We start from the raw sequence: 14,318 nt of genomic DNA, 5'->3' as shown, positions 1-14,318 counted from the left end.
CTCGTCACTGCCTGCCCGCACTCCAGCGGGATGTCGCAGTGCATCACCCTCACTTATCCCCCACTTGAACGGGAGCCTTACATGTCAGATCAGCTTCATGCCGCAGTCGTGGAGAAGTTCCGCGACCCGCTGGCCATTCGCGACCTTGACCTGCCGACCCCCGGCCCCAACCAGGCCCTGGTGAAGCTCATCGCCTCCGGCGTATGCCACACCGATCTCCACGCCGCGCACGGCGATTGGCCTGTCAAGCCCGAACCCCCCTTCATCCCCGGCCATGAGGGCGTCGGCGAAGTCGTCGAACTCGGCCCCGGCGAGCACAGCGTGAGCGTCGGCGATCTGGTGGGCAACGCCTGGATCTGGTCGGCCTGCGGCGAGTGCGAACAGTGCCGCAAGGGCTGGGAGACCCTGTGCCCCAACGCCGAGTACGGCGGCTACACGGCCAACGGTTCCTTCGGCACCTACATGCTCGTCGACACCCGCTACGCACCCCGCATCCCCGAGGGGTCCGACCCCGTCGAGGTGGCACCGATCCTGTGTGCCGGTGTGACCGTCTACAAGGGGCTGAAGGTCTCCGAGACCAAGCCCGGCCAGTTCGTCGTGATCTCCGGTGTCGGTGGTCTCGGCCACCTCGCCGTGCAGTACGGCGTGGCGATGGGTATGCGCGTCATCGCCGTGGACATCGCCGACGACAAGCTGGAGCTCGCCAAGAAGCACGGCGCGGAGTTCACGGTCAACGCGGCGGATGTCGACCCCGCCGAAGCCGTCCAGGAGTACACCGACGGCGGTTCGCACGGCGTGCTCGTCACCGCGGTGCACCCGCAGGCTTTCGGCCAGGCGATCAACATGGCGCGCCGTGCCGGGACCATCGTGTTCAATGGTCTGCCCCCGGGAGATTTCCCGGCCCCCATCTTCGACATCGTGCTCAAGGGTCTCACGATCCGCGGCTCGCTCGTCGGTGACCGTCAGGACCAGGTCGAGGCGCTGGACTTCTACTCCCGTGGCCTCGTCAAGCCGACGGTGAAGTCCTGCCAGCTCGAGGACATCAACGATGTCCTCGAGACGATGGAGCAGGGAAAGATCGACGGACGTATCGCGATCAAGTACTGACACCGGGGCAATGCCCCGAGAACTCAGGCCCACCCCGTCGGACGGTCCATGGCTGTCCCGTTCCACGGGGTGGGCCTTTGCGCGTGCACCCACACTGACGCCGGACCCCGAACAACACATGCGAACCCGGGAATCCCCGCACCGCTTTCCCACGTTCCACTGCAGAGAAAAGCCCCGAACCGGTGCGCTGGGGGCCGGAACGACAACCTGTCTTCGCTGCATCGTCCAACTTCTCCGGGTCACCGGTCAACCAGCCGTCGCTCAGTCTCTTTCCCCGCCTCCTTCTGTCGGGCCAGGATCTCCCGAAACATATCGTCAGCGCGGACGGCCTACCGGTGCTTGCAGCCGGGCCAGCAGCATGGCCTGCGCTGTCCGTCCTCCAGTTCCTCGCAGGTCCGACGGATTCTCCGGGCCCGGGTCTTCGCCTGCATGGCGTCCTCGACCCAGCAGATGAACTCGTTGCGGGCCAGCGGGGTGATGTCCTCCCACAGGGGCAGGACGCTGCGGGCCACCGACGGGCTTCCGTCGTCACCCTCACCGCGCTCCCCACCCAGGATCGCTGCGCGCAGATCCTCGGGCAATTCATGGACGACGCCGCCGGGGACCGCGGTGGGCCCGGAGGCAGTGGCGGGGGCGGTGGGCTCACTCATGCGACTGAAGATACAGGATGAGCACCCTGTCCCGCACCAGCACCGGCGCGCATCCCCCCCAGTTTGTCGAGTGATTCACACCCTGAAGGCCCGTACCGCGTCCCATGACGGGTCCGCCTCCTCGGTGACGTCGGCGTCGCCGAGGTCCCAGGTGGAGGCGACCGTGTTCAGGGTGTTCAGCACGGAACGGTCACCGGTGCCGTCGGGGCCGCCCACACCATCGGCCGCGGAGTCGAGGTACAGGTGCATCGTCGCACTCTCCCCCTCCTCCCCGGTACGGGTCACCACGGCGACGAGCAGTCCGGCGGAGTTCTCCTTCACCGTCGCGTCCAGCGCATCCTCGATGGCGCTGACCAGGTGGGTGACCTGCGCACCGGTCAGGTCGGACGCCGCGACGGGGTCGATCGGCAGCGTCACCGCCACGTGCAGGTCGCAGGACGGGGCGACCATCGGCGTCGCCGGGACGATAGTGCGCGCGGTTCCCTGCTCGAAGCGCAGGACGGTCCACGCGGGGTTCCCCTCCGGGTCCACCGAGTCCGCGGCCATCCGCCCCAGCAGTCCCCGGAGGTCATCCATGGTGACGGCGTCCTTCGGACTCTCGTCCGTGACGTCGATCGACCCCAGCCAGGTGGACACTGCTGCCTCACCGAGTGCCGCGTCCAGCATCAGGAACCCGGCCTGCAGGTCAGGGGCGGTCCCCTCGGTTGATCCCGTGCCGCCGAACAGTCCGCGGCGCAGCGCCGAGGTCTTCGCCGGACCCCAGTTCGGGTGCCACAGCGTGACATGGACAATGCTGTGACCTGCCTGCAGTCCGATGCGGCAGTCGACGGGGTCGTATGTCAGCCCGTCCCACTGAAGCACGGAGTTCGGGGACGCCAGCCGCATGTCCGCGAAGGACCATGCCGCGTCCGGCGCGGGGGCCGCGTCCAACCAGCGCCGCGCGTCCGGACGCAGCCCGGGGACTCCCCCGGCCGTCACCGTCAGGCAGTGGCGTGCGCCCCCGGTGCCGGGGCCGAACTCCCACTCCAGGTCGGGGTTGATGGCACGGACCCTCCCGGTGAGTTCCGGGACGATGTCCTGCGGTGTCAGTCCCTGCGCAGTAGCCGTGTCACCGTCGAACACGGCGGCGAAGCGGGACGCGACGGTCGGCCACCACTCCCAGAAATCGGCGATGGGGGACCCCGGCGCGGGGGTCACAGTGCGTCCAGCGCCTGCTCGAGATCGGCGAGCAGGTCATCGATGTTCTCGATGCCGATGGAGATCCTCACCAGGTCGTCCGGCACTTCCAGGGCGGAACCGGCGGCGGACTGGTGGGTCATCTTCGCCGGGTGCTCGAGCAGCGACTCCACCCCTCCCAGCGACTCCGCCAGGCAGATCAGCCGCGTGTTCTCGCAGAACTGCAGTGCGGGGGCCTCTCCCCCGGCGAAACGCACCGACACCATCGCCCCGAAACCGGACATCTGCGCGGCGGCGGTGTCGTGTCCCGGATGGCCGGGGAGTCCCGGGTAGAGCACGTGCGAGATCTCGGGGCGTGCGTCCAGGAACTCGGCGACGGCCTGCGCATTGGAGCAGTGCCGGTCCATGCGCACGCCCAGTGTCTTGATGCCCCGGTAGGTCAGGTAGGCGTCGAAGGGTCCGGGGACGGCACCCACACCGCCCTGGAGGAACAGCAGTTCGCCGTCCAGGTCCTCGTCGTTGGTGACGATCACCCCGCCGACCACGTCGGAGTGGCCGCCGAGGTACTTGGTGGTGGAGTGCATGACCACGTCCGCTCCCAGGTCCAGCGGCTTCTGCAGGTAGGGGCTGGCGAAGGTGTTGTCCACGACGAGCTTCGCACCGTGGCCCTGCAGTGCCGTGGCGGTGGCCGCGATGTCGGTGATGCCGAGCAGCGGGTTGGTCGGCGTCTCCAGCCACACCAGCTTCGTGTCCGGGCGCAGCGCGGCGACGATCTGGTCGGTGTCGGCGGTGTCCACCACCGAGGTCTCCACACCCCAGTCCCTGTAGGTGGTGTCGAGCAGGCGGAAGGTGCCGCCGTAGGCGTCATTGCCGAGGACCACGTGCTCCCCGGGCTTCAGCAGCGCACGCAGCAGGGTGTCGGTGGCGGCCATGCCCGAGCCGAAGGCGCGTCCGAACCGGGCACCCTCCAGTGCGGCAACGGTCTCCTCCAGCGCGGTGACCGTGGGGTTGCCACAGCGCGAGTACTCGAAACCGCCGCGGAGCTGGGCGACGCCGTCCTGCGCGTAGGTGGTGGAGGCGTAGATCGGAACGTTGATCGCGCCGGTCTGCCCGTCCGGCTCGTAGCCGGAGTGGATGGCGTTCGTGTCGAAACCGTAGGGACGTCCGGACGCGTCGGACAGGCGGTCGCCGGCAGCGAGGGCCGCGGCACGGCGGGCGGCCGTCCCGGCATCGGCACGGGACTCGTGCTCGGCGTTGTCGACACTTGTCATGGGGTGGTTCTCCTGGGGCTGCTCATGGTCGCTGGCTACCGGCCCCATCCTATCGAACAGCCTTGTCCGCTTCAGCGTCCGGCATACTGGTCGGCATGACCGACATGACTGACATGACCGAGGCGGACGCGCGCGCCGCCGCCGAGGCCGATCCCCGCACCATGTGGCAGCGCATGGTGGCCGGCGAGCTGTACAACGCGGAAGCGGACGGGGAGATCGCCGACGCGTCCCTCTCCGCACGCTCCGCCTGTTTCCGGCTGGGGCAGACCGACCCGGCGGACGAGGCGTCCTACGAAGGCCAGATCCGGGAGCTGCTGGGATCCGCCGGGGAGAACGTCACGGTCTGGCCGGGACTGCGTGTGGACTACGGGGCGAACATCCACCTGGGCGACCGGGTGTTCATCAACGTGGACGCCACCATCCTGGACGTGTGCCCGGTGACCATCGGGGACAACTGCCAGATCGGGCCGGGCGCGAAATTCCTGACCCCGTTGCATCCGATGGAGAACCACGAACTTCGGGCGTCCGGCTGGGAGTACGGGGCACCGATCACGCTGGGGAGGAATGTGTGGTTCGGCGGCGGGGTGACGGTGTGCGCCGGGGTGGTCATCGGCGACAACACCGTGGTCGGGGCCGGGTCGGTGGTCACCCGTGACCTGCCGTCGAATGTGCTGGCGGTGGGGACGCCGGCCCGGGTGGTGCGGGAGCTGTAGGACACGGCGGCTTTCGTCCCACCTTTCACACCAACCACACCCGTCACACTACCCCCAGGGGCATCATGCGTGACATTGTGGCGGATCTTGGCGAAGATGGACTTTTCTGACTCTTAGTTTGATCTAACAATAGAGAATGGAAGGCCATCGCCACCATGACCGCCGGGACCTCCTGGAAACAGACCGCCCTCAGTATCGGCGCCTTCGGGGCAGCCCTGGCCATCGGGGCCGCCGCCGCCATGCCCACTGCCGCCGCGCAGGACGCCGCTCCGCGCATCCACCCCGAAGCCGCCGAAGGAACGGATTTCGACCCGGGCGTGACCGGCACACCCGAGACCTTCGCCAATGGCATCGACCTCGGCCAGATCGGCGACCTGCTGGAGAACGAGCTGATCCTCGACTACATCGAGGTCTGCCAGACCGGCGACGGCCCCGTCCCGGAGGACGTCCTCAACGACCCGGACGTCACCCCGACGGCGGTGGCCGACTGCAGCCAGTCCACCGGGGACGGCATCGCGGTTGTCCTGCCCGAGTCCGTCGAAGTGGGGATGGTCGCCGAGGAGATGACCGTCGACCTGGGCGACGACATCAACATCCCCCTGGTCGGCACCGTCCGGCTCGGGGAGCGCAACCTCATCGAGCTGATCAGTACCGCCGCCCTGGGCAGTGACACGATCAAGAACATCGTCGCCGGCATCCCGGGTCTCGGCCTGCCCCGCATCGACCCGACCCAGCTGGGGAAGTACTCGTCCTACGCGCAGGTGCAGCGGGACGCGGCGCTGCCCGTGAACATGGTGACCGAGCGCGAGTGCACCGGTGTGGTTATTGCAGGACGCTGCCTCGGCCAGTGGGTAGAAAAGACTCAGGACACCAACCTCGCGAAGCGCACCGATGCCCTGAAGATCGCCGAGTACCTCACCGGCGAGTCCTACAACTACACCCAGCCGGTGGAACTGCCGGGACGCGCGGAACCGGAAGGCACCTCGACGGTCATCGGCGACGGGACGCAGGTCGCCGCGGCCATGCGCGGCGGCAATGCCACCGCCGAAGCCCACCAGTTGCTTGAACTTCCGGGCATCGCCCTGGCCGGCGCCGATGAGGAACGCAGCTCCATCGCCTACACGCGGCTCGGCTTCAGTTCCGCGATGAACATGGACACCGACGAGATCGGCGTCAGCTGGTTCGGCAACGCCATCGACTTCACCGCACTTCGCGAGGCCGGCATCGTCGACTTCGCCGGCGAGGAGATCGAGGACATGCTGACCATGGTCGACGACCTGGACATTCCCGCGCTGAAGGAGGTCAGCTGCTTCGGCCTGTTCGCCCACGCCAACGCGGAAGGGCTGGGGAGCTGCGCGAACATCCTCGGCACCTTCGACAGCTACCAGGACCTGCGCGATCCCGAACCCGGGGAGAGCCGCCAGACGCAGGTGGGCATCACCGACGTGACCTCGCTGGTGCTGGGCAACGATGCCCTGCTCAAACAGTTCACCGGCGAGACCGAGGACACCCCGTTCCTCGACGACCTGATGGCCGACCTCACCTCCGAGGACGACCGCCTGACGTTCGCCAAGGACTTCGTGCGGTACACCACCGACAGGTACACCGAGGAGATCGAGGGGCCGGACGGGGAGACAACAACCCGCACCACCATCGGCGCCTGGGTGACCAGCGACTACGGCCTACGCGAGCCGGTGACCGTGGAGTGGCTGGGCCACCGTGTGGTGTTCTTCCCGGCCGTGGAGGTCAACGGGAATGAGCGCCCGAACCTGATCGGCCTGCCTGAACTGGAGCGCATCGCCGATGATTCGGATGCCGGCCTACTCCCCAAGGTCAGCCTGGTCACCTGGGACAACGCCTTCGGGCTGGGTACAGTCGTGCTGGATAACCTGACCCGTCCCGATGTCATCTACGGGAACTGGCGGGACAGCGTGACCCTGGGCGACGACATCTCCTGGCTCGCCGAACTTGCCGGCGTGGGGGGTTCGGACGGATCGGACGACTAGGAGCGTGGGTCTTCAGTTCCTGTCCGGGAGTCTCAACCGGCAGACCAGCAACACCGCACCGGTTTCAGCAGATCGGCTTAAGAAGAAATGGCCAAAGCGGTGCGAAGTTGCCGATGGGCCCCTCTCCTCACACCAGTGCCTCTCCGGTGGAGCAGCACCCTTGCAGTCCGGGCGGCCACGAGGAACAGGTTGAAGACCCACGCTCCTAGCGGACGTCCTGCCCGTCGTCAGCGTCGAGCATGCCGAGCGTGAGGCCCAGCGCCTCCACCGGCCCGCTGCACCCGTTGAGGGAATCATGGCAGACACCGCTGAGATTCTCCCCGTCAACGGGTCGGTAACTCCTGGTCAGGAAGTTCCGGGTCAGGGTTCCGCTCTCGTCGTACTCCTGCACCATGCGGAGCTCTTCCTCGGCGACCTCCGCCCCGGTCGCCACGTCCTCACGGTCGTAGACCTGAATCACCGGGAAGTCGATGAGCTGGTCGGTGTCCTCGGGGTCCGCCGGGGTGCAGGACGCGTAGGGCACCATGTCGAAAGGGATACTCGGTGCCATCAGGCACGAGTAGCCGTACTCCTGCGCCGCACGCGAGAACTCGGTGAGCGCCTCGGACGCATCAACACCCGCTGGATTACCAGTGTCGAATCCGGGCTCGGATTCCGGAGGGGCAACGGGCGTACCCCCACCCGCCGCACCGCCCAGCTTCTTGGACGAGAGGTCCCGCCCCTCGGCTGCATCGTGGGTGCTGCCATTGAGCGAACACGCTGTCGCGGACACCGACAGGACGGCCGCCGCGACCGCGGCAGCCGCCAGACGGGGTGCCGATGCACCGAAACGTGGTGACCTCACTGCGTCCGACCTACGCGTCGTCGTCGACCGACTGACCGGTCTTGTCCGCGACGATGTCGCACTCATCGAGTGAGCCCGGCGTGCACAGCACCTGCCAGTCACCATCGGACACCGACACCATCTCGTCGCGACCGACCTCGTCGAAGGCACCCTCGTCCTCCAGATCGTCGAGGCTCTTGTCGAAGATGACCATCATCGAGTCGAGGTTGCACCAGGCCACCTCACCTTCGCGTGCGGATTCCTCGGTGCAGTGGATCTCCCAGGCGTCCAACTGCTCGGTCGCTTCCTCGAGGCTCCCCCAGCCCTCGTAGTTCTGCAGCTCCTCCTGACGCTGTGCTTCCTCCTCCTCGAGCTGCTTCTCGTACTCCCGTGCAGAGCGGTCGGCCTCATCTGCCGTGTGCTGCTCAAGCTCCTCATCATTGAGAGCCCCCTCGAGCAGTCCGATGTCCAGCCCCAGGTCACCGATAACCTCGTCACAACCATCCATCGTGTCACTGCAGAACCCGCTGACATCGTCCCCGTCCACCGGGCGGTAGGTCCCGCCGATGGTTTCCCGGGTGACTCCCCCCTCGGGATCAGCGTCGAGGACCTCCTGGAGCTTCGCCTCGGCAACCTCCTCACCGGAGTCAACGTCCTCACGGTCGAACAACTGGAACTGCGCCAGATCCGTGGACTCGGTGCCGAAGCAGTGCAGGCTCATCGCGTTGTCCATCGCGATGTCCGGGGCACCCATGCAATCCTCGTAGCCGAGTTCCTCGGCCTTCTCCTGGTAGTCGGCGAGCACGCCGGTGAGCTCAAGCCCCTCCGAGGCATCGAGTCCGTCCGTCGCGGCCGCGGCGCCGGTGGCCGCGGCATCATCCGAGGAATCATCGTCGCCACAGGCGGCGAGCGCGGTGGCGGTGACCAGCGCGACAGCCGCTGCAGCACCACGCCTGAAGGTTCTTTTCTGTGTCCATGAAAACGTCATGGCAAGTATTAGAACATATGCAACTTATCTCCCTGCAGATTCATCGCGAGTTCACCGGACCGTCCTCAAGGACTCACCACATGTTCACTCCCGCACCGTGGCGTCCGGCGACGGACCCCTGACGTACACAAGAGAGTGAAAAGTGAACAACACGCGTACACGCATGACTCGCACCGCCATCGCCGCCGTCGGCGCGATCTCCCTCCTCGCCACCGCCGCTGCCTGCGGCGACGGTGACGCCGACGAGAACGCCGGCGACGGCAGCAGTGCCGTCGAACCCCAGGACCGCGCCGCCGAGGGTGACCTGTCCGCCAACGGCGGGGCCCAGCGGCTGGACGGCGACCAGGGCGACTACGTCCGCGACGCCGTCTCCGAAACGGGAGCTAAGAACGTCATCCTCCTCATCGGCGACGGCATGGGCGATTCTGAGATCACCGCCGCCCGCAACGTCGCCGAGGGCGCCGCGGGAAGCTTCAAGGGCCTAGACGCCCTCCCCGTCACCGGCCAGTACACCCACTACGCCCTCAACGAGGACGGCTCGCCGAACTACGTGACAGACAGCGCCGCGTCCGGCACCGCCTGGGCCACCGGCACGAAGTCCTATAACGGTGCCATCGGCGTGGACATCAACGGTGAGAACCAGGAGAACCTCATCGAGAAGGCCAAGGCCGGCGGGCTGGCCACCGGCAACGTCTCCACCGCTGAGATCCAGGACGCCACCCCGGCTGTCCAAGCCTCCCACGTCGGTGAGCGCAAGTGCTACGGCCCGGAGGACACCGAGGAATGCGGCGATGACCTCCTGGACCAGGGCGGCGAGGGGTCGATCTCCGAGCAGTACCTCGAGTCCCGCGCGGACGTGACCCTCGGCGGCGGCGCGGAGAGCTTCGCGCAGACCGCCAAGGCCGGCGACTGGGAGGGCCAGACCCTGCTGGAGCAGGCCGAGGACCGCGGCTACCAGCTGCCGACCAACGCCGAGGAACTCGACGCGGTCAGCGAGGCCAACGACGACTCTCCCGTCCTCGGCCTCTTCGCCGACGGCAACATGCCCGTGCGCTGGGAGGGCGAGCAGGCCACCCAGGCCGGCTACCTCGACGATGCCCAGGAGTGCACCGACAACCCGGAGCGCACCGACGACATCCCCTCCCTCGCCGGGATGACCAACAAGGCCATCGACCTGCTGGGCAGCAACGACAACGGCGAGGAGAACGGTTTCTTCCTGCAGGTCGAGGGCGCCTCGATCGACAAGGAGAACCACTCCGCCAACCCGTGCGGCCAGATCGGCGAGACCGTCGACCTGGACGAGGCCACCCAGGAGGCTCTGAAATTCGCCGAGGAGGACGGCGAGACCCTCGTCCTGGTCACCGCCGACCACGCCCACACCAGCCAGGTGCTGGGCAATGTCAGTGACGAGGACATCGAGGGCATCGCCGAGGAGAACGACGTCAGCGTCGAGGATGCCCGCCGCGCCGTCTACCCGGGCCTGTCCAGCAACATCGTCACCGCCGACGGTGAGGACATGACCATCGGCTACGCCACCTCGGAGGACCAGGACCTGCAGGACCAGGGTCACACCGGCGCCCAGCTGCGCATTGCGGCCTACGGCCCGTCCGCCGCGAACGTTTCCGGACTGACCGACCAGACCGACCTGCACTTCACCATCGCCGACGCCCTCAGCCTCGGCAACGGGGAGTAACCACCCCCGCATTTCTGCAGCGCCCGGCGGGTGGAATAACGTCACCTCCATGACGCTCAAGAATCTCGCCGGGAACCTGCTCTTCCGGATCGTCGTCGCGATCATCCTCGGCATCGTTTTCAGCCTCTTCTTCCCGGAGTGGCTCGCCAAGGTGTTCGTGACCTTCAACGGACTGTTCAGCAACTTCCTCGACCTGTTCATCCCGGTGCTGATCTTCGCCCTGATCACACCGGCGATCGCCGGGATCGGACGCGGCGCCGGACGCTGGCTCGGGATCACCGCCGGCATCGCCTACGCCTCCACGATCATCTCGGGGCTGACCGCCTTCGCGGTGGCGACGCTGACCTACGGCTGGCTGCTGGGCAACGACTCGCTGGACACCCTCGTCGACATCGACGAGGGTGCCCTGGCGCCCTACTTCGAGATCGAGATGCCCGCGCCCTTCGAGGTGATGACGGCGTTGATCCTGGCCTTCTGCATCGGCCTGGCGATGACCGCGGTCAAGTCCGACCTGCTCTACACCGCCTCCCGCGAGCTGGAGAGCATCGTGATGAAGGTCATCAAGGTCTTCGTGATCCCGCTGCTGCCGGTCTTCGTCTTCGGCGTCTTCCTGTCGATGGGCATGAACGGTCACCTCACCGACGTGATCTCCGCCTTCCTGAAGGTGCTGATCCTCGCGGTGGTCATGACCGTCCTGTTCGTCCTTGCCCAGTACCTGCTGGCCGGCGCGATCACTCACCGCAACCCCTTCCGGGCCCTGTGGACGATGATGCCCGCCTACGCCACCGCGTTGGGGACGTCCTCCTCCGCCGCGACGATCCCGGTCACCCTGGAATGCGTGAAGAAGAACGGGGTGCCGGACAATGTCGCCGGGTTCGTGGTGCCGCTGTGCGCGACGATCCACCTGGCGGGGTCGATGATGAAGATCACCCTGTTCGCCCTGGCGGTGATCCACCTGTTCGACCTGGACATCAGCGCAGCACAGATCCTGGGCTTCCTGTTCCTGCTGGGCATCATGATGGTCGCCGCACCGGGCGTGCCCGGTGGCGCGATCATGGCGGCTGTCGGTGTGCTGCAGACCAGCCTCGGTTTCGACGCGGACCAGATCGCGATCATGATCGCCGCGTACATCGCCATCGACTCCTTCGGGACGGCTGCGAACGTCACCGGCGACGGTGCGCTGGCGATGATCGTCAACAAGCTGTCGGGTGGCAAGCTCGGGGTGCGGGACGCGCAGGAGGACGCCGACCTCTCCGGTGTCGACTCCCACGAGGCCGCGAGCAGCCGTGCAATCGCCGAGGACATCACCGAGGGCCGGAACTAGACTCCCACGGTATGCGGGACCTCTTCGTCGTCGTACACCCCGAAGCCAGCCACCACCGCGAGAACCGGGTGGGAGGCTGGTTCGATTCCCACCTCACCGATCGCGGCGTTCAGGACGCGGGACGCATCGCCGATGAGCTGGCCCGTCGCGTAAGGGACACTGACGGCCCCATCTCCGTGTTCACCTCCGATCTGGCGCGGTGCCGGGAGACGACCACCCCGATCGCAGGAAGACTCGGGCGCGGGCCGGACGATGTCACCTTCCTGGCTGAACTGCGGGAGAAGTCCTACGGTGTCGGCGAAGGACAGTCGGACACCTGGTTCCGCGAGCGCTTCGTCCCGCCGCCGGCTGGCGGCGAGAGGCTGGAGCACGATGAGCGCATCGAGGGTGCGGAAACGATGGGCACGTTCGTCCGGCGCGTCTACGCCGGGATGGAGCAGGTGGAGAGGCATGCCACGCACGGCGCCGGGAACGGTGCGCCCTCAACCACCATCGTGGTCACCCACGGCGGTGCGGCGACACCGGTGATCGCCCACTACCTGCGTCTGCCCGTGGACGCGCTCTCCTACGCGCGGTTCCGCGTCTCCCCCGGAAGCATCACCCACCTCCGCGAGGACGTCTACTTCCACAATCACACCCTGGTCAGTCTCAACGACCTCTCGCACTTGACGCGGTGATGCTGGCATGCGGACTACCCTTGATCTCGAACCCACCGTCTTGAACGCCGCCCGTGCCAGGGCGAGTGCCGAGCGCATTTCGCTCGGTCGGGCCGTCTCACAACCCGCGACATTCGATGCCGCACTCCAGGTGCCACTGATGCCTCCTGACCGCCTCAGCTGACCCCGCCGAGACGGTTCAGCGGCCAGACCTTGAACTGCACCTTGCCAACCACGTTGTCCTCCGGAATCAGTCCCTGCTCGGGGTCGCCGGCGAGGTTGTAGTAGCGGGCGTCCTTCGAGTTGGTGCGGTTGTCGCCCATCAGCCACAGCTTGTCCTCCGGCACCTCCACCGGCCCGAAGTAGTCACCCTGGCACTCGTCCGAGCCGGTGCGCGGGTCCACGGTGTAGGACATCGGCTCCTGGGTGTAGGAGTCGTCCACCTCCTCGCCGTCGACCATGATGCCGGGGTCGCCCTCCTGGCACTGCACGGTCTGCCCGCCGGTCGCGATCACGCGCTTGACCAGGGTGAACTCATCGGGGGCGAGGATGCCGATCTTCTCCAGACCATTCTGTGCCGCGGCGACGAGCGGCTGCGAGGACCGTGCCGAGGTGTAATCCTCCGACCATGCGTCGGTACCGCTGAACACGACCACGTCACCCTGATCGACATCGCTGAAACGGTAGGAGACCTTGTCCACGAAAATGCGGTCGTCGGTGCAGCCCTCGCAACCGACGAGCGTGGGTTCCATGGACTCCGACGGGATCTGGTAGAGCCGTCCGATGAAGGTGTTGAACAGTCCGAGCAGGAGGATCGCCACGATGAAGGTCACGACGTACTCGGCCCAGACCGGCATCCTCTTCTTCGGTTTCTGCGCCGCCGCACCGCCCGCCGACGGATCGTGGCCCGGGTCCACCGGCTCTGGTTCCACTGCTCTGCTGTCACTCACTCTTGCGAGCCTATCCGCTGAAGGCGAACCAGCGCCCGCCGACCCGCTCAAGCGCCACATCCATGTCGTAGAGGACGCCCAGGTTCTCCCTGGTCATGGCCTGCCCCACCGGCCCTGCGGCGAGGATCCCGCCGTCCTTCACCATCAGGACGTCGGTGGTGGACGCGGCGACCTCCTCCACGTGGTGGGTGATCAGGACGGTGGTGAGGTCGGGCAGTGAGGCCCGCAGATCGTCGATGACCCGCAGCAGGGTCTCGCGCCCGGGCAGGTCCAGTCCGGTGCTCGGCTCGTCGAGCAGCAGCATGTCCGGGTTGGTGACCAGGGCACGGGCGATGAGGGTGCGGGCCTTCTCCCCCTGGCTCATCTGGCTCCAGGTCCGGTCGGCGCGCCCGTCCATGTCGACGAGCCCGAGCATCGCGGTGGCACGCCCCTGGAACGGTTCGTAGTCGAAGCGCTGGATGCGCCCGTTGGATGCGGAGACCCCGGACAGGACGGCCTCGTGGGCGCTGATGTCGTCGAGGCGCTGCTTCGGGTCGACGTAGCCGATGTGCTTCTGGAGTTCCCGGGTGTCGGTGCGTCCCAGCTGCTCGCCGAGGATCGTCACCGTCCCGGTGGTGGGGTAGAGCCTCGCGCCGGCGAGCTTGAGGATCGTGGACTTGCCGGCCCCGTTCGGCCCGAGCACCGCCCAGTGCGTCCCGGTGGGGACGGTGACCGACACGTCCTCGATGAGGTGGTTGTCTCCCCGCCGGACGGTGGTGTGGTCGATCTGGAGTGCTGCCGGTGCTGCGTTCATGTCGGGGCACGTTACTCTCCGTGCCGCCTGGCCGGGGAGCGGCCTCCACCCCGGAAGTGGGGGCGTGGTACTGCTCTTTTATGCTGCTCCGCCACTGTGCAGTACCGTTTTCGTCGGCACCCGGCTGTTTGCCAACAAAAGCACCTTCCGGTCGCCTGACCCGGCCCC

At 67.2% G+C, this 14,318-nt stretch carries 13 protein-coding genes; 6 read left to right on the top strand and 7 right to left on the bottom strand.

Annotated elements, in window-relative coordinates; genetic code table 11:
• The first annotated feature begins 81 nt into the window (after positions 1-81).
• Complete coding sequence (locus tag ACTIL2_RS07520; protein WP_442336834.1) at positions 82-1,107, top strand: zinc-dependent alcohol dehydrogenase; 1,026 nt, start codon at positions 82-84, stop codon at positions 1,105-1,107.
• A gap of 329 nt (positions 1,108-1,436) precedes the next feature.
• Here the strand turns inward: ACTIL2_RS07520 and ACTIL2_RS07515 are convergent, their stop codons facing one another.
• The 3 genes from ACTIL2_RS07515 to ACTIL2_RS07505 form a co-directional block, all read right to left on the bottom strand.
• On the bottom strand, positions 1,437-1,757 hold the full coding sequence (locus ACTIL2_RS07515) for a YdeI/OmpD-associated family protein (protein ID WP_442336833.1): 321 nt from the start codon (positions 1,755-1,757) through the stop codon (positions 1,437-1,439).
• A gap of 75 nt (positions 1,758-1,832) precedes the next feature.
• Positions 1,833-2,954, bottom strand: coding sequence for a hypothetical protein (locus tag ACTIL2_RS07510; RefSeq protein ID WP_442336832.1), 1,122 nt, complete (start codon positions 2,952-2,954; stop codon positions 1,833-1,835).
• Complete coding sequence (locus tag ACTIL2_RS07505; protein WP_442336831.1) at positions 2,951-4,204, bottom strand: cystathionine gamma-synthase; 1,254 nt, start codon at positions 4,202-4,204, stop codon at positions 2,951-2,953. Before ACTIL2_RS07505 ends, ACTIL2_RS07510 begins: the two co-directional genes overlap by 4 nt.
• Positions 4,205-4,299: 95 nt before the next feature.
• Between ACTIL2_RS07505 and ACTIL2_RS07500 the strand changes: the two genes are divergently transcribed.
• Positions 4,300-4,917 (top strand): sugar O-acetyltransferase, encoded by a 618-nt coding sequence (locus ACTIL2_RS07500; RefSeq protein ID WP_442336830.1) that lies wholly within the window; start codon positions 4,300-4,302, stop codon positions 4,915-4,917.
• A gap of 155 nt (positions 4,918-5,072) precedes the next feature.
• Complete coding sequence (locus ACTIL2_RS07495; protein WP_442336829.1) at positions 5,073-6,923, top strand: hypothetical protein; 1,851 nt, start codon at positions 5,073-5,075, stop codon at positions 6,921-6,923.
• 205 nt (positions 6,924-7,128) lie between these two features.
• Here ACTIL2_RS07495 and ACTIL2_RS07490 read toward each other — a convergent pair whose 3' ends face one another.
• A complete protein-coding gene (locus ACTIL2_RS07490; RefSeq protein ID WP_442336828.1) occupies positions 7,129-7,767 on the bottom strand; it encodes a hypothetical protein in 639 nt (212 codons plus the stop codon).
• A gap of 10 nt (positions 7,768-7,777) precedes the next feature.
• A complete protein-coding gene (locus tag ACTIL2_RS07485; RefSeq protein WP_442336827.1) occupies positions 7,778-8,734 on the bottom strand; it encodes a hypothetical protein in 957 nt (318 codons plus the stop codon).
• Between the two features lie 163 nt (positions 8,735-8,897).
• Here ACTIL2_RS07485 and phoA point away from each other — a divergent pair, with 163 nt between their 5' ends.
• Genes phoA through ACTIL2_RS07470 form a run of 3 tightly spaced genes read left to right on the top strand, consistent with a single transcriptional unit; the run spans position 8,898 to position 12,428 of the window.
• On the top strand, positions 8,898-10,427 hold the full coding sequence (gene phoA / locus ACTIL2_RS07480; protein ID WP_442336826.1) for an alkaline phosphatase: 1,530 nt from the start codon (positions 8,898-8,900) through the stop codon (positions 10,425-10,427).
• Between the two features lie 49 nt (positions 10,428-10,476).
• Positions 10,477-11,751 (top strand): dicarboxylate/amino acid:cation symporter, encoded by a 1,275-nt coding sequence (locus tag ACTIL2_RS07475; protein ID WP_442336825.1) that lies wholly within the window; start codon positions 10,477-10,479, stop codon positions 11,749-11,751.
• 11 nt (positions 11,752-11,762) lie between these two features.
• Positions 11,763-12,428, top strand: a complete 666-nt coding sequence (locus ACTIL2_RS07470) for a histidine phosphatase family protein (RefSeq protein ID WP_442336824.1) — start codon at positions 11,763-11,765, stop codon at positions 12,426-12,428.
• Between the two features lie 155 nt (positions 12,429-12,583).
• On the opposite strand, the gene lepB is transcribed toward ACTIL2_RS07470, so the two are convergent.
• A complete protein-coding gene (gene lepB, locus ACTIL2_RS07465) occupies positions 12,584-13,357 on the bottom strand; it encodes a signal peptidase I (protein ID WP_442336823.1) in 774 nt (257 codons plus the stop codon).
• A 10-nt stretch (positions 13,358-13,367) separates the two neighbouring features.
• A complete protein-coding gene (locus ACTIL2_RS07460; protein ID WP_442336822.1) occupies positions 13,368-14,150 on the bottom strand; it encodes an ABC transporter ATP-binding protein in 783 nt (260 codons plus the stop codon).
• Positions 14,151-14,318 lie beyond the last annotated feature (168 nt).

Source organism: Corynebacterium sp., from assembly GCF_052107835.1.
GTDB lineage: Bacteria > Actinomycetota > Actinomycetes > Mycobacteriales > Mycobacteriaceae > Corynebacterium.
Note: the sequence above shows the minus strand (reverse complement) of the source record. Positions and strands in the feature narration are given on the sequence as shown.